Origin of the sequence: Campylobacter sp. BCW_4341, assembly GCF_001764255.1 — a bacterium.
In the GTDB taxonomy this organism is placed as follows: Bacteria; Campylobacterota; Campylobacteria; order Campylobacterales; family Campylobacteraceae; genus Campylobacter_D; species Campylobacter_D jejuni.
Map to the genome: position 1 here is coordinate 151,813 of NZ_MKAH01000017.1, position 20,678 is coordinate 172,490.

General features: G+C 29.0%; 22 protein-coding genes and 2 pseudogenes. 13 read left to right on the forward strand and 11 right to left on the reverse strand.

Going from position 1 to position 20,678, the window contains the following annotated elements; genetic code table 11:
• Nucleotides 1-57 precede the first annotated feature (57 nt).
• From hemB to AJN70_RS02535, 6 genes are read left to right on the forward strand one after another with little or no spacing between them, the layout of a single operon-like run.
• Nucleotides 58-1,041, forward strand: a complete 984-nt coding sequence (gene hemB, locus AJN70_RS02510) for a porphobilinogen synthase (RefSeq protein WP_044779212.1) — start codon at nucleotides 58-60, stop codon at nucleotides 1,039-1,041.
• A complete protein-coding gene (gene argF / locus AJN70_RS02515; RefSeq protein WP_004305704.1) occupies nucleotides 1,038-1,958 on the forward strand; it encodes an ornithine carbamoyltransferase in 921 nt (306 codons plus the stop codon). Before hemB ends, argF begins: the two co-directional genes overlap by 4 nt.
• Entirely contained in the window at nucleotides 1,955-2,446 is a 492-nt protein-coding gene (locus AJN70_RS02520; RefSeq protein WP_044779214.1) for a DUF2603 domain-containing protein, read from the forward strand. Before argF ends, AJN70_RS02520 begins: the two co-directional genes overlap by 4 nt.
• Nucleotides 2,433-3,788, forward strand: a complete 1,356-nt coding sequence (gene hemN, locus AJN70_RS02525) for an oxygen-independent coproporphyrinogen III oxidase (protein WP_002861729.1) — start codon at nucleotides 2,433-2,435, stop codon at nucleotides 3,786-3,788. The genes AJN70_RS02520 and hemN overlap by 14 nt, the downstream gene beginning before the upstream one ends.
• Nucleotide 3,789: 1 nt before the next feature.
• Complete coding sequence (locus tag AJN70_RS02530; protein WP_070233096.1) at nucleotides 3,790-5,055, forward strand: (Fe-S)-binding protein; 1,266 nt, start codon at nucleotides 3,790-3,792, stop codon at nucleotides 5,053-5,055.
• Nucleotides 5,052-5,813, forward strand: a complete 762-nt coding sequence (locus AJN70_RS02535) for a DUF5416 family protein (protein WP_074470038.1) — start codon at nucleotides 5,052-5,054, stop codon at nucleotides 5,811-5,813. Before AJN70_RS02530 ends, AJN70_RS02535 begins: the two co-directional genes overlap by 4 nt.
• A gap of 2 nt (nucleotides 5,814-5,815) precedes the next feature.
• Here the strand turns inward: AJN70_RS02535 and AJN70_RS02540 are convergent, their stop codons facing one another.
• On the reverse strand, nucleotides 5,816-6,022 hold the full coding sequence (locus tag AJN70_RS02540; protein WP_002853356.1) for a membrane protein: 207 nt from the start codon (nucleotides 6,020-6,022) through the stop codon (nucleotides 5,816-5,818).
• A 232-nt stretch (nucleotides 6,023-6,254) separates the two neighbouring features.
• On the opposite strand from AJN70_RS02540, the gene AJN70_RS02550 reads away from it, so the two are divergent.
• Entirely contained in the window at nucleotides 6,255-7,463 is a 1,209-nt protein-coding gene (locus tag AJN70_RS02550) for a CynX/NimT family MFS transporter (protein ID WP_070233101.1), read from the forward strand.
• 13 nt (nucleotides 7,464-7,476) lie between these two features.
• The gene (locus AJN70_RS02555; RefSeq protein WP_044779510.1) at nucleotides 7,477-8,628 is read left to right on the forward strand and encodes a M20 aminoacylase family protein; all 1,152 of its coding nucleotides are present in this window, start codon (nucleotides 7,477-7,479) and stop codon (nucleotides 8,626-8,628) included.
• Between the two features lie 3 nt (nucleotides 8,629-8,631).
• Here AJN70_RS02555 and AJN70_RS02560 read toward each other — a convergent pair whose 3' ends face one another.
• The gene (locus tag AJN70_RS02560; RefSeq protein ID WP_070233103.1) at nucleotides 8,632-9,372 is read right to left on the reverse strand and encodes a YaaA family protein; all 741 of its coding nucleotides are present in this window, start codon (nucleotides 9,370-9,372) and stop codon (nucleotides 8,632-8,634) included.
• Nucleotides 9,373-9,463: 91 nt separating this feature from the next.
• On the reverse strand, nucleotides 9,464-10,582 hold the full coding sequence (gene jlpA, locus AJN70_RS02565) for a lipoprotein adhesin JlpA (protein WP_070276548.1): 1,119 nt from the start codon (nucleotides 10,580-10,582) through the stop codon (nucleotides 9,464-9,466).
• 220 nt (nucleotides 10,583-10,802) lie between these two features.
• On the opposite strand from jlpA, the gene AJN70_RS02570 reads away from it, so the two are divergent.
• Together AJN70_RS02570 and AJN70_RS02575 are read left to right on the forward strand one after the other, a co-directional pair.
• Complete coding sequence (locus tag AJN70_RS02570) at nucleotides 10,803-11,642, forward strand: cysteine ABC transporter substrate-binding protein (protein ID WP_070295462.1); 840 nt, start codon at nucleotides 10,803-10,805, stop codon at nucleotides 11,640-11,642.
• Nucleotides 11,643-11,681: 39 nt separating this feature from the next.
• A complete protein-coding gene (locus AJN70_RS02575; RefSeq protein ID WP_044779505.1) occupies nucleotides 11,682-12,929 on the forward strand; it encodes an MFS transporter in 1,248 nt (415 codons plus the stop codon).
• Here the strand turns inward: AJN70_RS02575 and AJN70_RS02580 are convergent.
• On the reverse strand, nucleotides 12,912-14,180 hold the full coding sequence (locus AJN70_RS02580) for a M20/M25/M40 family metallo-hydrolase (protein ID WP_044779504.1): 1,269 nt from the start codon (nucleotides 14,178-14,180) through the stop codon (nucleotides 12,912-12,914). The genes AJN70_RS02575 and AJN70_RS02580 overlap by 18 nt on opposite strands.
• Before the next feature lie 67 nt (nucleotides 14,181-14,247).
• Here AJN70_RS02580 and AJN70_RS02585 point away from each other — a divergent pair, with 67 nt between their 5' ends.
• Nucleotides 14,248-14,775, forward strand: a complete 528-nt coding sequence (locus AJN70_RS02585; protein ID WP_070233110.1) for a thermonuclease family protein — start codon at nucleotides 14,248-14,250, stop codon at nucleotides 14,773-14,775.
• 8 nt (nucleotides 14,776-14,783) lie between these two features.
• On the forward strand, nucleotides 14,784-14,957 hold the full coding sequence (locus AJN70_RS02590) for a hypothetical protein (RefSeq protein WP_044779503.1): 174 nt from the start codon (nucleotides 14,784-14,786) through the stop codon (nucleotides 14,955-14,957).
• On the opposite strand, the gene AJN70_RS02595 is transcribed toward AJN70_RS02590, so the two are convergent.
• The 4 genes and pseudogenes from AJN70_RS02595 to AJN70_RS09825 all read right to left on the reverse strand — a co-directional run.
• A complete protein-coding gene (locus tag AJN70_RS02595) occupies nucleotides 14,958-15,536 on the reverse strand; it encodes a hypothetical protein (RefSeq protein ID WP_002873190.1) in 579 nt (192 codons plus the stop codon). It abuts the gene before it with no gap.
• A gap of 72 nt (nucleotides 15,537-15,608) precedes the next feature.
• Nucleotides 15,609-16,499 (reverse strand): tRNA 5-methoxyuridine(34)/uridine 5-oxyacetic acid(34) synthase CmoB, encoded by an 891-nt coding sequence (cmoB, locus tag AJN70_RS02600; protein ID WP_074470040.1) that lies wholly within the window; start codon nucleotides 16,497-16,499, stop codon nucleotides 15,609-15,611.
• Between the two features lie 73 nt (nucleotides 16,500-16,572).
• Nucleotides 16,573-17,042: pseudogene (locus AJN70_RS02605) on the reverse strand (ShlB/FhaC/HecB family hemolysin secretion/activation protein); the annotation flags it as partial.
• 39 nt (nucleotides 17,043-17,081) lie between these two features.
• Nucleotides 17,082-17,651 (reverse strand): annotated as a pseudogene (locus AJN70_RS09825) (hypothetical protein); the annotation flags it as partial.
• A 305-nt stretch (nucleotides 17,652-17,956) separates the two neighbouring features.
• Here AJN70_RS09825 and AJN70_RS02615 point away from each other — a divergent pair.
• Nucleotides 17,957-18,331, forward strand: coding sequence for a YbgC/FadM family acyl-CoA thioesterase (locus AJN70_RS02615; RefSeq protein ID WP_002871461.1), 375 nt, complete (start codon nucleotides 17,957-17,959; stop codon nucleotides 18,329-18,331).
• On the opposite strand, the gene AJN70_RS02620 is transcribed toward AJN70_RS02615, so the two are convergent.
• From AJN70_RS02620 to AJN70_RS02630, 3 genes are read right to left on the reverse strand one after another with little or no spacing between them, the layout of a single operon-like run.
• On the reverse strand, nucleotides 18,323-19,513 hold the full coding sequence (locus AJN70_RS02620) for a hypothetical protein (protein ID WP_002871462.1): 1,191 nt from the start codon (nucleotides 19,511-19,513) through the stop codon (nucleotides 18,323-18,325). The two genes, AJN70_RS02615 and AJN70_RS02620, sit on opposite strands and share 9 nt — an antisense overlap.
• Complete coding sequence (locus AJN70_RS09585; protein WP_002881669.1) at nucleotides 19,510-20,118, reverse strand: uracil-DNA glycosylase family protein; 609 nt, start codon at nucleotides 20,116-20,118, stop codon at nucleotides 19,510-19,512. The genes AJN70_RS02620 and AJN70_RS09585 overlap by 4 nt, the downstream gene beginning before the upstream one ends.
• Nucleotides 20,115-20,594, reverse strand: a complete 480-nt coding sequence (locus tag AJN70_RS02630) for a GNAT family N-acetyltransferase (RefSeq protein WP_002853404.1) — start codon at nucleotides 20,592-20,594, stop codon at nucleotides 20,115-20,117. The genes AJN70_RS09585 and AJN70_RS02630 overlap by 4 nt, the downstream gene beginning before the upstream one ends.
• Nucleotides 20,595-20,678: the final 84 nt, after the last annotated feature.

The window sequence follows — 20,678 nt, forward strand, 5'->3', positions numbered from 1 at the left end:
TTACTACTCTCTATAATCAAATTTATGTTAAGATTTTAGCAAAAAAAGGACAAAAAAATGTTTAAAAGATTTAGAAGATTAAGGCTTAATGAAAACTTAAGATCTATGGTAAGGGAAAATTCTTTAAGCGTGAATGATTTGATTTATCCGCTTTTTGTGGTTAGTGGAACGGGGATAAAAAAAGAAATTTCTTCTATGCCCGATGTGTTTCAAATGAGTTTAGATGAAATTTTAAAAGAGTGTCAAAATGTAGTCAACTTAGGTATTAAAGCTATTATACTTTTTGGCGTTTTAGAAAATGAGAAAAAAGATAGTTGCGGAAGCGATGCTTTAGATGATGAAGGGCTTGTTGCAAGAAGCATAAGAGAGATTAAGAAAAATTTTCCAGATCTTTTTGTAATTAGCGATCTTTGTTTTTGTGAGTATACAGATCACGGGCATTGTGGGATTATCGATCCAAAAACAAAAAGCGTGGATAATGATGCCACTTTAGAAATTTCAGCCAAACAAGCCTTAGTTCACGCAAGAGCAGGGGTAGATATGATAGCACCTAGTGGAATGATGGATGGTATTATCACTACTTTGCGTAAAGCTTTAGATAAGGAAGGTTTTGAAAATTTGCCTATAATGGCGTATTCTACTAAATTTGCATCAAGTTATTATGGGCCATTTCGAGATGTAGCAGAGTCAGCTCCAAGTTATGGAGATAGAAAAAGCTATCAAATGGATTTTGCTAATGGTAAAGAAGCTTTAGAAGAAAGCTTAGAAGATGAAGCACAAGGAGCTGATATTTTAATGGTAAAACCCGCTCTTGCTTATCTTGATGTAATTAAAGAAATATCCCTTTATTCTAACTTGCCTTTGTGTGTTTATAATGTAAGCGGAGAATATGCTATGCTAAAGGCAGCTAAAAATGCGGGAGTGATTGATTATGAAAAAATCTTATATGAAACTATGATAGCTTTTAAAAGAGCAGGGGCAAAGCTTATCATCACTTATCATGCCAAAGAATTAGCTAAAATGTTAAAAGGAGAAAAATGAAACATTTTTTAACTTTAAGAGATTTTTCTAAGGAGGAAATTTTAAGCCTTGTAAATCATGCTAGCGAGCTTAAAAAAGAGCCTAAAAAACTTTTACAAGATAAAACTTTAGCAATGATTTTTGAGAAAAATTCTACAAGAACAAGAATGGCTTTTGAATTAGCCATAACAGAGCTTGGCGGAAAGGCTTTATTTTTAAATAGCAATGATTTACAACTTAGTCGTGGCGAGCCTGTAAAGGATACAGCTAGGGTGATAGGGGCGATGGTTGATTTTGTGATGATGAGAGTCAATAAACATGAAACTTTACTCGAATTTGCAAGATATTCTAAAGCCCCTGTGATCAATGCTTTAAGCGAGCTTTATCACCCTACTCAGGTTTTAGGAGATTTGCTTACTATCAAAGAATGGAATAAGATGCAAAATGGTATAGCAAAAGTTGCTTTTATCGGAGATAGTAACAATATGTGCAATTCTTGGCTTATTGCGGCTGCGATTTTGGGCTTTGAATTTAGTATAGCTATACCAAAAAACTATAAAATTAGCCCTGAAATTTGGGAATTTGCTATGAAACAGGCTTTGATTTCAGGAGCCAAAATTTCCTTAAGTCATGATAAATTTGAAGCCTTAAAGGATAAAGATGTAGTCATCACCGATACTTGGGTTTCTATGGGTGAAGAGAATGAAAAAGAACGCAAGATTAAAGAATTTGAAGGATTTATAATCGATGAGAAGGCTATGAGCGTTGCCAATAAAGACGCGATATTGCTTCATTGTTTGCCTGCTTATAGGGGTTATGAAGTGAGTGAAGAAATTTTTGAAAAACATGCAGATGTGATTTTTGAAGAAGCAAGAAATCGCCTTTATGTGGTAAAAGCCTTGCTTTGCTTTTTGGATAATCAGAGAGGAAGAGAATGAAAGAGCTAGAAAAGTATAGCATTTGCTTAAAACGCATTGATGAATTTAGTCAAAATCTAGGAATAAAGAAAAAAGATAGAACGATTTTTAAAATGAAGCAAAGCGAGAATGAAAACGAAAAATGTTTAGTTCTTGAAAATGGAAGTTTTGATTCTCCTGAGCCTTGGTTTGTGATTGATGAAAACGATGAAATTCACACTTTGCTTTCTTTACAAAGTCTTAAGAATATACTTGAAAGTTTAAAACAAAGTCAAAAAGAGAATTTTGAATTGCGTTTAGAAAAGGCGATTTATCAACAAATTCCTGTAGATTTTAACGATGTTTGGACGGTTGCTATGGATGAGATCAAGCAAAAGGCGCAAAATGGCACCATGGAAGTTAGTATTGATCTTGAAAAATTAATTTCTAAAATCAAACAAAAGCATCCAAATTTATTTGTAGATATGCAAGCGATGATAGAAAGGGTAAACCAAAATGAGAGATTATAAAGCTTTTGTAAAATACTCTAAAGCAGGACCACGCTACACTTCTTATCCTACAGCAGTAGAGTTTAATGCAAATTTCAAATACGAAGAATATATAGAAATTTTAAAAAAGCAAGATAGATCTTTATCGCTTTATTTTCATTTACCATTTTGTAGGAGTGCCTGTTATTTTTGTGGTTGCAATGTTATTTATACAGCCAAAGAAGAGAGTAAAGAAAGATATTTAACTTATATTTTTAAAGAGCTTGATATTTTAAGTACTATTTTAGATACTAAAAGAGAAGTGGTGCAAATGCACTTTGGGGGCGGAACTCCAACTTTTTTTAGTGCTAAACAACTTCAAAATTTGATTTTAAAAATCAGATCTATTTTTAGAAATTTTTCTAAAGATGCAGAGATTAGCTGTGAGATCGATCCGCGTTTTTTAAATGACGAACAAGCCACAGTTTTAACACAAAATGGCTTTAATCGTATCAGCTTTGGAGTGCAGGATTTTGATGAAAAAGTTCAAAAAGAAATTCATCGCATCCAGCCTTTTGAATTAACACAAAATGCTTTAAATCTTGTAAGAAGTAAAGGCATAAAGTCTGTAAATATGGATTTAATTTATGGTTTGCCTTATCAAAATTTACAAAGCTTTACACAAACTTTAGAAAAAGTTATGCTTTTAAATCCTGATCGTTTGGCGATTTTTAATTACGCTCATGTGCCTTGGCTTAAGAAAAATATGAGAAAATTTGATGAAAATACCTTGCCAAGTCCTGATGTTAAACTTGAAATTTTAGAATTTTGTGAGAATTTTTTGAGTAAAAACGGCTATAAAATGATAGGTATGGATCATTTTGCAAAAGAAAATGATGAGCTTTTTAAAGCTTTAGAAAATGGAACTTTACATAGAAATTTCCAAGGTTATACTACTAAAGGTGGTGCTGATTTAGTCGGTGTTGGGCTTACAAGTATAGGCGAAGGACAAAGACATTATGCGCAAAATTTTAAAGATATGTCAAGTTATGAGGCTGCATTAGATAGAGGAGTTTTGCCTTTTGAAAGAGGCGTAGCTTTAAGCGATGATGATGAGCTTAGAAAAGCAGTGATTATGGAGTTAATGGCAAATTTTAAGCTTGATATCAAGTCAATAGAAAAAGAATTTTGCATTGATTTTCAGGAGTATTTTAAAGAGGATTTAAAAGCTTTAGAAGAATACAAAGATTTTATTAATTTTGATGAAAATTTTATCAAAGTCAATGAAACAGGTGTTTTGCTTATAAGAAATATTGCTATGTGTTTTGATGCTTATATGAAAAACATTAGTGAAGATAAAAAAGTATTCTCAAAAACGGTGTAAGATGAAATTTAGTCAAATAAGTGATGCTTGTGTTAAATGTGGCAAATGTATACCTGTTTGTACTATACATGAAGAAAATCGCGATGAAATTACCAGTCCAAGAGGATTTTTAGATCTTTTATCTGCTTATAAAGAGGGAATTCTAGAACTTGATAAAGAAGCTAAGAAAGTTTTTGAATCTTGTTTTTTATGTACCAATTGTGTTGAAGTGTGTCCAAGTAAATTAAGAGTAGATAATGCCATAGAAGAAGTTCGTTATGACATAGCTAAAAAATTTGGTATAGCTTGGTATAAAAAACTTATTTTTTTCTTTTTAAGAAGACGCACAATTTTAGATTTGGTAGCTAAGCTTGGCTATGTGTTTCAAAGTTGTGCGTTTAAAATTCAAAATGAGAATGAAAATACAGGTATGAAGGCAAGATTTTCCATGCCTTTTGTTAAAAAGGGAAGATTACTTACAAGTTTTAATAAAAAAAGTTTCTTAAATTCTAATCCAAAATTTATCAATAATGATGGAGAAAAAACAATAGGTTTTTTTGTAGGTTGTTTGGCGAATTATTTTTACATAGATACGGCTAATGCAGTGCTTAAAATCACTAGGGAATTAAAAATCAATGTGGATTTGATGAAAGAACAAGTGTGTTGTGGAGCGCCGCAATTTTTTACGGGTGATTTTAAAAGTGTTGAAGTTTTGGCTAAAAAAAATATTGAGTATTTTGAAAAAAAATTAGAAAAATTAGATGCTATTATAGTTCCTGAGGCCACTTGTTCGGCTATGTTAAAGATAGATTATGAACATTTTTTTATAATGCAAAATGATTTAGACTGGGCAAAACGCGCAAAATGTGTGTCATCTAAGATATATATGGCTAGCGAGTATTTTTATAAATTTACTTCTTTGGAAGAAATTTTAAAAACAAAAAATAAATTTAATTATAGCATTACTTATCACGATCCTTGCCATGCAAGAAAAATGCAAGGGGTTTTTAAAGAGCCAAGAGAACTTTTAAAAACAAATTATCATTTTGTGGAAATGAGTAATTCTAATACTTGTTGCGGTTTTGGCGGGGTGAGTATGCAAACGGATTATTATGATAAAGCCTTAAGTGTAGGGCTTAAAAAAGCACAAATGATCGATGAAAGTAAGGCTAGTGTGGTAAGTGCCGAGTGTTCAGCTTGTAGAATGCAAATTTCAAATGCATTAGAACAAAATTCAAGTAAGGTTGTTTTTGCTAGTTCTTTAGAGCTTATAGCAAAAGCTTTGTGATGATGAAGATAGTATTTAAAGGCAAAAGTTCTGAATATGAAATTCAAAGATCGTGCTTTTGTGTTGATGCTTTTGTGATTAAAGATAAGATTGAAGAACGAGATGGTGTTGATTTTATCACTTCAAATATAGAGCTTTTGGAATTTAGTGATGACAGTTTTACTTTTGAAGAAATTGTAAAACATTTTAATATTTGTAATAGTGAAGATATGATTATCGTTGAAGATTTTGACATGAAATCAAACAAAGATAATCAAAACCAAGAAGATAATATAAAACATGACATCTTAAAATCTGAAAAAATAATACATGAAAACACAAAACAAATAAGTATGCAATTTAAAAATTTAAAATTTTTTTCAAGAATTTTTAAAAATGAAAATTTTCTTTCTGATTTTAAAGAAAGCAAGCAAGAAGTTGTTGTTATCAAAAAACATGAAAAACTTGAAATTTTTAAAAATTTATCTCAAGAAGATCAAGAAATTAGCTTTGTTAAAATTGAAATTTTAAATTATGATAGTAATGAAGATAGTTTAAGTTTTAATCTTGATATATTTCCAAGCGGTATGAGCTATAAGTATGGAATTTTAAAAGGTTCTATGCATATTATTTTACAAGGTAAAACTTCTAGTACGATGCTTTTTCCGTTTTTAAAAAGCATGATTTATAAAAATAAAAGCGAAAATTCAAGTGAAAAAATTTTTACTTTAATGATAAATCAGAAAAAGCACTATAAACTTATCGCAAATCTTTCTTAGTTTTATTTTATTATATTTTCTATATTAGAGCGATTTTTTTCAATTAAAGAGCGATTTTTTTGAGTTGTTTCTTTAAGATCGGCTATATCTTCTTTCATGTTTTGTATGTTTTGGTTGAGTAATTTTATCTTTTTTTCATAGCGAGTAACGATGATAAAGACTACAAATAAAAATATAATAATCAAAAAAATAAATGCTAAAAATTCCATATTTTTCCTTTTTAAAACTAGATTTTGAAATATATCATTTAAATACTTCAAAAAACTTTTATGGGTTTTTATTTTGTATTTTAGTTTTTTTATCTTTAAACTTATATATAAATTTTCAAAAAGTAACAAAAAAATATATAAAAAAATAATTAAATTAAAAAAATAATCAAAGATAATAAATATCTCATTTTTTTATGTTATATTTTAATAAATATCCAAAAAGGATTTTAATATGGAAAAATCACTTTTATTTCATTTTAGACGCATTGGGGTTGAATTTATTATTTTTAGTGTTTATGCTGTTTTTAGTATCTCTTGGGCAGCAACAGGGTCTTTAATGCCCTTGATTTCAAATGATCTTGCTCTAAATACTCAGCAAGCTACTTTAATCACTAGTATGATAGTAGTTGCGAAAATTTTTGGTGCTTCATTTACTGCTTTTTTGGTTTATAAATTCGGATTAAAAAAGGGATATTTTTTAGGCTGTATTTTAATGAGTTCGGGTATCTTTTTAAGTTTTGTAGATAGTTATAGTGGTATTTTGATTATAAGATTTTTAACAGGGCTTGGTTCAGCTTGTGCTTTAGTTTGTTTAGTGCCTATTGCACAACAATGGTTTGAAAAAAAAGCTTTACATTTTGTAATTAGTTTTAATATGACTTCAAATTTGGTAGGCATTACCCTAGGACTTGTTTTAGCTGAAAGTATCTCAAATTATTTTGGAAATTGGAGAGATTCTTTATCATTTTATGCTTGGATTAATTTGATTTTATTGATTTTGTGGCTTTTTGTAGGTAAAGATGAGAATAAAAAAGAAGAAAAAAAGAATAATGCAAAAGATCTTATTTATGCTCTAAAATCTCGTGTTACTTGGGGTATGATTATTTTTTACATAGGGCCTATTTTATTTTTAAATTCTCTTTTTACTTTTTTACCAACTTTTTATGCGCAATATGCGGGTTTTAGTAAAGAATTAGCTGATTTTGCTAAAAAAGAAATTCCAGCCTTGGCTAATTTTGCTATTATTTTTGGTCCTTATCTTGGATTATTTTTTAAAAGAAAAAATATTTCTTTTAAAATAATGCTATTGTCTGGAGGAGCGTGTATTTTTATATGCGGATTTTGTATGTTGTTTTTACAAAATTTAGTATTGATACAGATTTTTGCTGTGTTATCAGGCATTTTTTATTCTATGTGGTTTCCATTTTTCTTTAATCTACCTTCAGAATTAAAAAATTCTAATCCAAATCAAACTGCTTATATTATGAGTGCTTTTTGGAGTATTACCTTTGTTATACTATCATTTAACCTATGGGTAGTATCTTGGAGTGTTGATAAAACCCATAGTTTTACTTTGGGTTTTGTTTATATTTTTGCTTTGATTTTTATTTCAGCGATCTTAGCACAATTTGTTTTACCTAGAAGAGAAAATTTTATATAAGGAGAAAAATAGAATGAATTTAATTCCAGAAATACTAGACTTACAAGGCGAATTTGAAAAAATTCGTCATCAAATTCATGAAAATCCTGAGCTTGGTTTTGATGAATTATGTACTGCAAAATTAGTGGCGCAAAAATTAAAAGAATTTGGTTATGAGGTTTATGAAGAAATAGGAAAAACAGGTGTTGTGGGGGTTTTAAAAAAGGGAAATAACGATAAAAAAATAGGACTTCGTGCAGATATGGATGCTTTGCCTTTACAAGAATGCACAAATTTGCCTTATAAAAGCAAAAAAGAAAATGTAATGCATGCTTGCGGTCATGATGGACATACTACTTCTTTATTGCTTGCTGCAAAGTATTTAGCAAATCAGAATTTTAATGGCACTCTAAATCTTTATTTTCAACCTGCTGAAGAGGGTTTGGGTGGTGCTAAGGCAATGATAGAAGATGGATTGTTTGAAAAATTTGATAGTGATTATGTTTTTGGATGGCACAATATGCCTTTTGGTAGCGATAAGAAATTTTATCTTAAAAAAGGTGCGATGATGGCTTCTTCGGATAGTTATAGCATTGAAGTTATTGGAAGAGGTGGTCATGGAAGTGCTCCAGAAAAGGCAAAAGATCCTATTTATGCTGCTTCTTTACTTGTGGTGGCTTTGCAAAGTATAGTATCTCGCAATGTTGATCCTCAAAATTCAGCAGTTATAAGCATAGGAGCTTTTAATGCAGGGCATGCTTTTAATATCATTCCAGATATTGCAACGATTAAAATGAGTGTTAGAGCATTAGATAATGAAACTAGAAAACTAACTGAAGAAAAAATTTATAAAATTTGTAAAGGTATTGCACAGGCTAATGATATAGAGATTAAAATCAATAAAAATGTTGTTGCACCAGTGACTATGAACAACGATGAAGCTGTGGATTTTGCTAGTGAGGTTGCAAAAGAATTATTTGGCGAAAAAAATTGTGAATTTAATCATCGTCCTTTAATGGCAAGTGAGGATTTTGGATTTTTTTGCGAAATGAAAAAATGTGCCTATGCTTTTTTAGAAAATGAAAACGACATTTATTTACATAATTCTAGTTATGTTTTTAATGATAAGCTTTTAGCTAGGGCTGCAAGTTATTATGCGAAGCTAGCTTTAAAATACTTAAAATAAAAACTAATCTAGAATTTCAAGCACAATTTCTTCCTTTAAACCTTTGATTTGAATTTCTTTGAGTTTTAGGTTTGAAGGAAGGTTTGCTAAAAGCTCTTTATTGTTTTTTACTTGGTTTTTTGCACTTATGGAGAGTAAAATTCCCCTATAAGCTTTAGCAAAATGACTGATGACTTTACCATTTTTTACAAATTTATAGGTATAAAATTTCTTTTTTGGGGTATAGAATTTATCATAAAATCCTGCTCTAAGGTCAAGTATTTCTTCATTTTCCAAGTATTCATCTAAGGCTTTACTAAAATGTTCTTTATAAAATTTCTCTATGGCAAAATTTCCTATTTTAGCCCCTTGCTTGAATTTATAAAAGGGTAGGGTATCATTAGCTCTTACAACGCCAAAAAGATTAGAAAATATAAGAGTATTTTCTAAAATATAAGCTTGACTTTTTTTATCTAAAGCTTTAAAATTAAGATATTCATAACTTACCCCAGTATAAAGCAATATAGCTTCTTGAGTGGGAGCTTGTTTTAAATTGTGTTTAAATTTATCAATTTCATTTTCATTTTTAATGCCAAAAAGTTCTTGTAAATTCTGTAAACTTGCGTTTTTGATAAATTCTTCATAATGCTTTAAAGCTTTTATTCTATAAGGAAATAATTCTTTAAATATGAATGAGTTTTCATTGATAGGATTTTTTACGCAATTTTCATTTTTGCTTTCACTAGGGGAGAATAAAATTTTCATTTTAGCCTTTTTTTGTTAATGTTATGAAACATTAAGAGCAAAGAATTTAATCTTGCTTTTAATGTTTTTGAAGTTTTTATCATTTTAAAATTTAAAACGACGCTCCGCCCATTAACATAGAAAACATGATAAATGGAAGTATAATTTTTAACGCTTCTGTGGCGTCTTGATTGTTGATGCTTAGTTTTTCTATGCTGTCGATTCCTTGTGTGCTATAGTCACTAACAGGGATGTTTTTAAATTTTAAATCAAGATTGAGTTTATAATCATCATTTTGAGTGATATTGTTTAAAATAGCTAAAGCTTTATCAAAGATTAATGTTTGTTCTTCATTTTGACTTTGAGCTTTTAAGGTTTGTAAATTTTCCTTAGCAGTTGCTATATAGCTACTAAATACGCCTTCGGTTTTAAGAGTTGAATCAATTTTAAAATTATTTAAGATGATGTATTTTTGGATTGTATTGCTAAAATCTGAAGCTTGTTCGTAGTTTGCTATATTAAGAAGTTCATTGATAGCTTGTTCATCCATAGCTAAAGTTTGAGTGTTAAATTTTATACCCTTAGAATCAAGGTAATTAAGTAGATCTTCTTTTAGATTTATATTTAGATTTGTATTGAAATTTAATTTTGCGTTATAAAATTTTATATTAAGATTATCTAGATAATTGTTTTCTTGTTTGTTTATGGAGTTATCAAATGATAAAGTATAAGAATCCGAGCTTAATTTATTGATAAAAGAGCTGATTTTTGGATCTTGTTGAAATAAGCTTGCATTGATGTCACTAACAACTTTTTCTCCAAGTTTAAAATCTTCAAAAACCAAATTTGATTGTATGCTTTTTTGGTTTTTAAAAAGATCGTTGTAATATTCTTTAATGTTAATTGATGTATTTGCTTCGCCTTTGTAAATTTCATTTGAGCGAATTTTGATATTTTTTGCTTGAAATAGTTCTTGATACTCATCGTTGTTATCTTTTGCAAGAGTTTTGAAATTTGAACTTAAACACGCTATAAAATCACCATCTGCATTGCATTTAAAATCAGAAAATTCAATCTTTATTCCAGAATCCTGAGAAAGGTTTGCAATTTCTTGTTTAACTGTTTGATTTAGTTGATTTTCATATTTTTTAACTGTTTTTTCATCTATGGAATTTCCGCAAGCTGAAAACAAAACAGCTATTCCAATAGAGAGAAAAATACCTTTTTTCATAGTTTTCTCCTTAAAAATTTTAAAACAAAGATTATATCTTTTTTTACTTAAAATTTAAACAATGCTAAAAGAGAGTGTGAGATTAATTACATTTTTACACATAGGAAAATCTTTTTAGTTTGTTTCAAATGCATTATTTATAATTTTAAGTATAATTAACTTTGCAATTATTATATATTTTTGCAATAGCTTTAAGCTTATTTTTAAAGAAAGGAAATGTATGAAAAAAATACTTCTAAGTGTTTTAACGGCCTTTGTTGCAGTAGTATTGGCTGCTTGTGGAGGAAATTCTGACTCTAAAACTTTAAATTCTCTTGATAAGATCAAGCAAAATGGAGTTATTAGGATTGGGGTATTTGGCGATAAACCACCTTTTGGTTATGTGGATGAAAAAGGAAACAATCAAGGCTATGATATAGCTTTAGCTAAACGCATAGCAAAAGAACTTTTTGGCGATGAAAATAAGGTGCAATTTGTTCTTGTTGAAGCTGCAAATAGGGTTGAGTTTTTAAAATCAAATAAAGTAGATATTATTTTGGCTAATTTTACTCAAACTCCAGAAAGATCTGAACAGGTTGATTTTTGCTTGCCTTATATGAAGGTAGCTTTAGGCGTAGCTGTGCCAAAGGATAGTAATATAACTAGCGTAGAAGATTTAAAAGATAAAACTTTACTTTTAAACAAAGGCACAACAGCGGATGCGTATTTTACGCAAAATTATCCTAATATTAAAACTTTAAAATACGATCAAAATACTGAAACTTTTGCCGCTTTGATGGATAAAAGAGGCGATGCTTTAAGTCATGATAATACCTTGCTTTTTGCTTGGGTGAAAGATCATCCTGATTTTAAAATGGGTATCAAAGAGTTAGGTAACAAAGATGTTATCGCACCAGCAGTTAAAAAAGGTAATAAAGAACTTAAAGAATTTATCGATAATTTGATCATTAAACTAGGCCAAGAGCAGTTTTTTCACAAGGCTTATGATGAAACTTTAAAAGTTCATTTTGGAGATGATGTTAAGGCTGATGATGTAGTGATTGAAGGTGGAAAAATTTAATAAAGGGCTTTTTGCCCTTTAGTTGATTTAGGATAAAATATGCAAAAAAAATACAAAAATATTATTTATGCTTCTTTGGGTGGAATTTTAGAATTTTATGATTTTGTGCTTTTTGCTTTTTTTTTGGATATTTTTGCTAAGGTATTCTTTCCGCAAAATGATGCTTTTTGGATGCAGATAAATGCTTATATAGCCTTTGGTGCTGCTTATTTAGCGCGTCCTTTTGGTTCTATTGTGATGGCACATTTTGCTGATAGATATGGAAGAAAGAATATTTTTTATATTTCTATGCTTTTGATGGTTTTGCCTAGTTTTGCTTTAGCTTTTTTGCCAAGTTATGAAAGTATAGGTATATTTGCTACTTTGATTTTATTCACTATTCGTATTTTGCAAGGTTTAGCCGTTGGAACTGAGGTGAGCGGAGCTTGGATTTATGTGAGCGAATTTGTCAAAGGGTGCCAAATTCCTTTAGCTCTTGGTTTTATTTCAGCGACTTTAACCATAGGTTTATTGCTAGGAAATATTGCCACTTTAGGCATAAGATCTTATTTTACCCCAGAAGAAGTTCAAAGCTATGCTTGGAGAATTCCTTTTATCATAGGAGGATTTTTTGGAATTTTAGCTTTGTTTTTAAGAAATAAACTCAGCGAAACTCCAGAATTTATAAAAGTTCAAAATGAAAAGAAAATTTTAAATTTTCCATTGTTTGAAGCTTTAAAAACTCATAAAATGAGTATGCTTGTTTGTTTTTTAATGACTATGGTTTTAACAAGCGGTGTGGCAACTTTGATGATTTTGCCTAAGTATTTTGAAAGTCTTTTAGCTATGAGTAAAACTTCTGCTTTATGGGTGCAAAATTTTGCTATTTTAGCGGTGATTTTTGGAGCTTTATTTCAAGGTTTTTTAGCAAGCAAATGGGGAAGCTATAGGATTTGTTCTATTTTTAGTATAGCTTTTATTATTTTTGGTGTGCTTTTTAGTTTTTATGATGAGAATTTTTTATTTTATTTTTTACTGGCTTGTTTTGCACAAGGTATTATTACTTTCGCGCCTGTTTTTATGACGCAAATTTTTAAAAGCGAACTTAAATTTAGCGGGCTTAGTTTTGCTTATAATATTTCTTATGCGATTTTAGGTTTTTTAACCCCTTTTATAGTCAATGCTTTTTATAAAGAGTATTTAGGTATTTATCTTGCTATAGTGGGATCTTGCTCCTTGCTTTGTGTGTTTTTGTTAAAACGCGTTTTTGCAAGAAGCAAGATTAAAGAATTAAGCATTGTCTTTTAAAACTTCAAAAACAACCTTAGATATTTTTTCAACTGAAGCGATTTCGCAATGCTCATCAGTTGAATGAGGATTATGGATATTTGGACCTATAGAAGCGCATAAAAGCTCTTGTTTTTTCTCTATAATGCCACACTCAAGCCCTGCATGGATAGCTGAAACTTTGGCATTAGGCGATACTTTTTTAAGCGCTTTAAAAACCATGTCGCTAAGTGCGTTTGGTTTGCCTTCCCAAGGTGGATAGAAATTAAAACTTCTTACTTTAAAATCAAAAGCCTTGAAAAATTCTAAAGTTTCAAATTCTACTTGCTTAAGTCCATCAAGTATATTAGATCTTGCAAAAAGTGCGAATTTGATTTGTTTATCTTGCATTCTTAAAGTAGCTAGGTTAATGCTTGTTTGAATTATACCTAGATTTTCATCATAAGCTCTAACTCCATGAGTAAAAGAATTTATAAGGCTTAAAAGTTTGTTACTTTGATCGCAAATTTCAAATTCACCTTCTTCTTTAAAATCGCATTTTATCCAGTTATTGCTCTTTACTTCATTTTTAAAATGCACTAAAGCTTTGGCGTGTTTAGGTATAGAATTGATTCTTTCTCCACCTTCAAAAGAAATGATTTCTCCTTTATTTTCTTGTATGAATTTAGCCATTTCTTTGATGGAGCTTTTTTCGTTGCGTACGATATTTATGCCTGAGTGTCCACCTTTAAAATTTTGCGCGCAAAGCTCATAAATTTTACCCTTTTTTCTAAGGGTATTAAAAGGCAAGCTAGCTTCTATATCTACTCCACCTGCACAGCCTATCATGATCTCATCATCGCTTTCATGATCTAAATTTAAAAGCATTTTAGATTCTAAAGTGTGCTCGAGTGAATTCACTCCCATGAGTCCTACTTCTTCATCGTTTGTAAAAAGACACTCTAAATTTTCAAATTCAGCCATAGCGCTCATCATGATGGCTATACCTATACCATTATCCGCGCCAAGACTTGAATTTTTGGCTCTTAAAAAGCCATTTTCTTCATAAACTTCTAAGTTTGGTGCATCGCCCATACAGACCATATCATAATGGCTTTGTAAGCAAATTTTTGGTTTGCCTTTTATGGCACGGATATTTCCTGCTTTATCTACACTCACTTTAAAGCCTTTATCTTTAGCATAAGAGCTTAAAAATTCTTTCATTTGTTCTGTTTCATAACTGCAATGAGGAATTTTACATAATTGTTTAAAATTTTCTATAACATTTTGCATTTTATCTCCTTTGTTTTGATAAAATTATGGCATATTTTTTAAAATTTAAAGGCAAAATGATTAAAAAATGAGAATAAATTATAAAAAATTATTTAATTTAAGAAAATTACTAAGTGATCCAAAAAAACTTTTTTCTGTATTAATTTTTACTCTTGTAGTTGTTTTTATCCAGAATTATATTGCCCAAAATTCTAGTTTTGAAGGAAAAGTAGTTAGAATTATTGATGGAGATACTATAGAAGTTAATCATGAAAACAAACTCGCTAGAATAAGATTTTTTGGTATAGATGCACCAGAACTTAAGCAAAGTTTTGGAAAGCAATCAAAAGAAGCTTTAAGTAGAATTTTAAGCGGTAAACAAGTTGAAATTATTTATAAAAATAAAGATACTTATGGTAGAATTGTTGCTATTGTAAAGCTTAATAATGTTGATATTAATCAATTTTTAGTAAGCAAAGGCTATGCTTGGGCTGATACTTACTATAGTAATGCTTATATTAAAGAACAAGAAAATGCTAAGAAAAATCATTTAGGTCTTTGGAAAGAGGGTAATCCTATAGAGCCTTATAAATGGAGAAAACACAATAAATTCTAAGGAAAAACATGAAAAAATATACTTTAATGATACTATTAGTTTTAGGAATTTCTGGATGTTTTGTAAATGAAAGAGGAATTTCAAATCGTTTTTATGATGATTGCAAAGAATATTATGATGGAAGTGGAACTTATCATAAGGATTGCCCAAAGAATTGGGTGGATATTAAAATGACTCCTTGATTATTTTCCACCCACAGAGGCCATTAATGCAGCTGCTACGGCTTCTGGATTGTTGATTTTGGCACCTTGTTCTTGATTTTCTGTAGGTTTAACAGTATTAAGTGGCGGACGCTTGAGTTTAAATATATGCTCATCAGTGCTAACAACTTGTATCGTTCCTTCAAACATTTTAATTTCTTTAACATGCCCGACCACTTTTACATCTCTTTTTTTGGAGGTTTCGTCAAAAAGTGCATGAGCTTCAAGTTCTAAAACATCGCCTAATTTAAGCGGAGCATAAAAAAAACATTTTGATCCAATAATCACTGAAAATTCTTTATTGATAGAGGCTTGTGCTACATAGTTTGCTGCAGCGAAAATAAAGGCATCAAAAATCAATCCTTGATCATCTGCTACCATTTCGCTTGTGGTTATTAAAATTGATTTGGCATAGTTTTTATCAATTTCTATAATGGTTCCAGCAAGCGAGGTGTTTAATTCAGGACAAGTGAGTAATTCTGCTCTAACACGAGATATATCTTCTGCAGATGCGTATTCTTCAAGTTGTGCATATTCTTCAAAATTATCTTTTTTTGCCATATCTAACCTTTAAATTCTACTTATCTACTTCAAAATATCTAAAATTCAATATCGGCAAAAAATAAAAAGAATTTATATTTTAATGCGTATATAAACTCTTTTGGGTGCTTCATAGCCTTCAATGGTAAGATTTTTATCCTTTGGATCTAAGAAATTTTCCAGCGAAAAAGAGTCTATCCATTCTGTTTTTCTTTGTTCGTTTTCATCGGTTTTTTTTGTAGCCAAAACTTCAAATTCTTTAAATCCTGCTCTTTCACACCAGTTTTTTAATGCACTAATGCTTGGTACAAAATAAATATTTGGAATTTTAGAATAAGTTTTATTAGGCACAAGAGCGATTTCTCTCTCATCTTCTATATACATGGTATCTAAAAAAACAACTCCATTTTTATTAAGTCCTGCTTTTAAATCTTTTAGCATTTTTATAGGATCACTTCTATGATAAATCACCCCAAGACAGAAAATCACATCAAATTTCAAGCCATAGCTTGGAAGATCTTCTACGCCTAAAAGTTCGTATTCTATAGGAGTTTTAGCTAAAGCGTTAATGAGTTCAAATTGCAAACGGTATTTGATAGAAGGATCAAAACCTATGAGTTTTGCAGGATTAAATTCAAGCATTTTAAACATATAATAACCATTATTACAGCCTATATCAGCAACGCATTTTTGAGAAATTTCGTTCATAAAAGGCTTTAAAATATTAAATTTAATAAAACTTTGCCATTCTGTATCGATGAAAAGATCGTCTATTTTAAAAGGACCTTTTCTCCATGGTTTAAGTTCTTTTGTTATAGCTAGGATTTCATCTTTGGCTTGAGAATTTGTAGATAAATTTACACTATCATCTAAAGAAAAATTACAAGCAAGATTGAGAGCTTTAAGTTCTTGAATTTTAGCGTATAAAGGGTGATTTAGAAATTGTTTTTTGAGTAAATTTTCTTGCATTTTTATCCTTGACATTTGCTTTTAATGCTAAATTATAACATTAAAAGCTTTTATGGCAATATAAATCTCATATGTATTAAATATTTGATCAAAAATAAATTTTTAAAAACTCAAAATACTTCCCAAAACTCACATAAGCTTTAGAACTATAATCATCATTTTTATAAAGCTTTAGCTAAATCAAGCTTAACATAAAAATTTCCTGTTTTATTATAAAGCAGTTGCAAATCATAGGCATCCATATAGTTTGTTTCACTTACTCTATATAGTTTAGAAACATTCTCACACCAAGAATAACCTATATCATAAAAAGGAGTGATATAAAAATCTTTCAAAGGAGTAGTCATTCTAAGTCCAAAGCTAGCTACTACAGCATTATCTCTATCTTCATTATTATAAACCCTTACTCCATAAGGACCTACTAAAGATATAGTTTTACTATTATCTAGTATAAATAGATTCATTAATAACTTGTTGATAATTTAAGCTAAAAAGATGAGTAAAGGTATCATTAAAGAAATAAGTATTGTTAAGATTGACATTAAGTTTAGCAAATTTTCAAATTCTACTCCATCTACTTTGCTTGTTTCTATACCTCATTAAGAAATTCATGCGTTGATTGCTTTTAGAACTGCTAAGATTTTTATATGAGTATCTTTAGGTTTAAGATAAAAAACTGAACTAAGTTCTCCTTGTTCTAATATAAGTTTATTATAACTTGCATTAGCATAATCGGTTTTTGCTATGATTAAAAAAGGAAGTGCTCTAACTGTTTTTATTACTATGATTAGCTGTATTGACACTATTAAAAGAAAGAACTTTATCTTCTCTCATATCAGAAGCAAGTAAATAATGTTTAAAATTTAAATCGTTTATATTTATAATATTAACTTTAGTATTGTTATAAATTAAAGTAATATTGTTAATATCATGTTTAGAACTCTTGGAATAATAATTTATACCTTGGGGTTTTTATAAGTAGAATTGGTTTTATCATAAAGTTTGTTATCATTAAAATAATACTCTGGAATATTGAAATTTCGATTGTCTGTAGTATTTGCTTGAGTGACTAAAAGCATTGATGCTTAAGAAGGTAACAATAGAAAGTTTAAAACAAAATTTCTCTACACCCCTCCCCGTGAAGTTAAAAAGCTTAATGGCTGGCATAGATATCCTTAAATATTGATTATTATATTTTAACTATTTAACAATATCTGTAAATATTATCAAAAGAAAGCGTAATTATAATATTCTTAAGTATATTAATTATAAATAAAATATTTAAATAATATTAATAATAAAAAAGTTATTTTTTAATTTTATTTTTTATAATATATATTTAATATTATTAAAAAGCTTTATTAAATTAATATTGGACGGAATTTTTAATATAAGCTAAAAAGCGATATCAAAGAATTTCCGTTGTATAATCTAATGTTTTTTAAATGTAAAATATTTTTTAAGGTAAAGCGATGAAAATGCGTGTGTATTATGAAGATACTGATGCGGGTGGAGTGGTGTATCATAGTAATTATTTAAAATTTTGTGAGAGAGCAAGAAGTGAAATTTTTTTCAATAAAAAAGTAGATATTTTTGATGCGTCTAAGGGACATTTTTTGCTTGCAAAAGCAAATTGCAATTTCTTAAAACCTGCAAAACTTGGAGATATAATAGAGATTAAAACAAAAATTTTAGAAGTCAAAAATGCTTCTGTGGAAATTTCACAAGAAATTTATAAAGATGAAATTTTGCTTTTTAAAATGGAATTAACTTTAGCTTTTATTAAAAACGAAAAACCAGCTAGAATGGATATGCAGTTAAAAAAGCTCTTTGAAGAATTATTTTAATTCTTCAAAGCTTGCTTGTTTGCCTTGCATAAGACGCACTTTGTAATCAACTTGAGAATTTTTGATTTTCTCATCAAATAAACTTTCACTTTTTTTATTTAAGAATTCGGTATAAAAGTAATCAACTCCTATACTAGTGGCATAAGCAATCCAGTTATAATCTATACTTTGATTAAAAATTTCATTAAGATAGACTAAGTTATCATCGTGGTTATTGATAGAATTAGCAATGATGAAATTTTCTCTATCTCCTTGTTGTGTTAAACTTAAAAATGTTGGATTATAGTTGATTTGAGTGGATAAAAGCACATAAGGATGAATGTTATAAATTCTTAGTTGAGAACTTGCTAGAGCTGTTTTGATCAATGGAGTGTTAAAAAATATTGAGGCATTATTAACTCCGCCTTGTGATCTTAAAAGTCTGCTAAAATCAAGCTTCTCGCCTTCTATGGTATATATTCTAGCATTATTATTTTGAGCAAGAATTCTTGAATTTAGATTGCTTGATAAGGCAGAGCCATCGCTAAATATTGCGATATTAGCATTTGATTTGCTTAAAAGTGTGGCAATTTGAGCATCATAGTCAATACTTCCAAAAATAATATTTTGATTTGAAAATTGTATGTTGTTTTTATGGATGGTCGGTATAAAAATTTTCATATTTCCTGAGTAATTTTTCAACTCATTGGCACCTTTTAGAGTAAATCCAGCTATGGCATACTGATATCCTTGAGCTTGTGCTGCATCAAGCGCGGCTCGAATTTTATCACTATCTTCTGTGCCAGTTAAAAAAACTTTTACTTTGATTTCAGCTCTTTGTCTTAAAAGATAGGCTATGCTTGAATTTATTATAGTATTTGAGTAGCTTTTTATGGTTTTTTCTGGGATAATTATCGCAAGTTTAACAGAAGTAATTTTTTGAACATTTTTTTCAAAATCAGTAATGGAATTTAATAATTTTGCATAAACATTAGATAAAAATTGATCGTTTTGGTCTGCAAATTCACTTAAAAAACTGAGATACAATCTTGATTCTAAAAGATCAAAAAGACAATTTGTGTTGCATTCTTGAACGCTTAATTTAGGATAAAAATTTTCAACAGGTTTTACATCGACTAATTTTTGCTCTTTTGCATTAAGCAAAAAGCAAGATAAGAAAAATATTAAAAATATTTTTTTCATAAAAATCCTTTAATTTTTTTTAAATCTTGTATGAAATTTTTTTCATAACTTGGATTTTTTTCTATAAAATCTAAATCATAACTTGGCATTATGAAAAAATTTTTATAAGCAAAAACTTCACCTTTTAAAATGTGATAATCTTTAAATCCCAAGCTTTTAAATGTGTATTCTCCTAGACAAAGCAAAAAAGCAGGTTGAATCAGTTTTAGTTCGTTCCAGAAAAATGGTAAGCAAGATTGTAGCGAAAAATCATCAAATTTTCCATTACAAAAACATTTAAATAAATAAGAAAAATAAAAATCTTCATCGCAAAGCCCTAAAATTTGATAAATATAGTGTTTTAATTTTTTACCTTTTTTTGAATTAAGTAAAATTCCGCTTTCATTTTCACTCTTTTGCCCAAAAACATCAAGAATTAGCAATTTGGCATTTTTTATCTTAGGCTCCATAAGACTAAATTTTCTTGTTTTGGAAAATTGGCATAAGGTGCAAGATGAAACAAGTTGTTTTAATTCTTGAAAATTTTGTACTTGTTCAAAGTGGTTTGTATGTGTATCAACAAAGTTAAATCCCATAGCTTTTAAATAATAAAGACTTCTTATCATAAATCACACAATTTTTCTAAATTTTCTCCACTTAGACGATAATTTCTCCATTGTTTAAGATGTTTAGCGTTTAAACTTTCATAAAAATTAATACCTAAAATATTATCATTTAAGCAAACCCAGTCGAGTCTTTTTAAATTTTCTTTTTTGCAAATTTCTCCTAAAAATTTAAAAACAGCTTTTCCATAACCTTTTTTACGAAAATCTTCTCGTATATAAATATCTTCAAGATAAATTCCACCGCTACCCCAAAAAGACGAAAAAGTATAAAAATAAATCATATAGCCTATAGTTTTTTCATTTTCTTTTAACAAAAAAGCACGAGCAAATTTATTTTTTAGCAAAGAATGTTCTAGTTTTTCTTTCGTGCATTGAAGAAAATCTAACATATCTTCGTATTTTGCAAATTCTATGATCATTTCTTGTAAAATATCTAAATCTTCTTGTCTTAAATCAATAATTTTAAATTCTGACATTTTTAACCTTTTAAAAATAATTTCAAAATTTATCAAAAGAATTTAAAAATTACTCTTAATCAAAAGCAATTTATAAGTAAGATT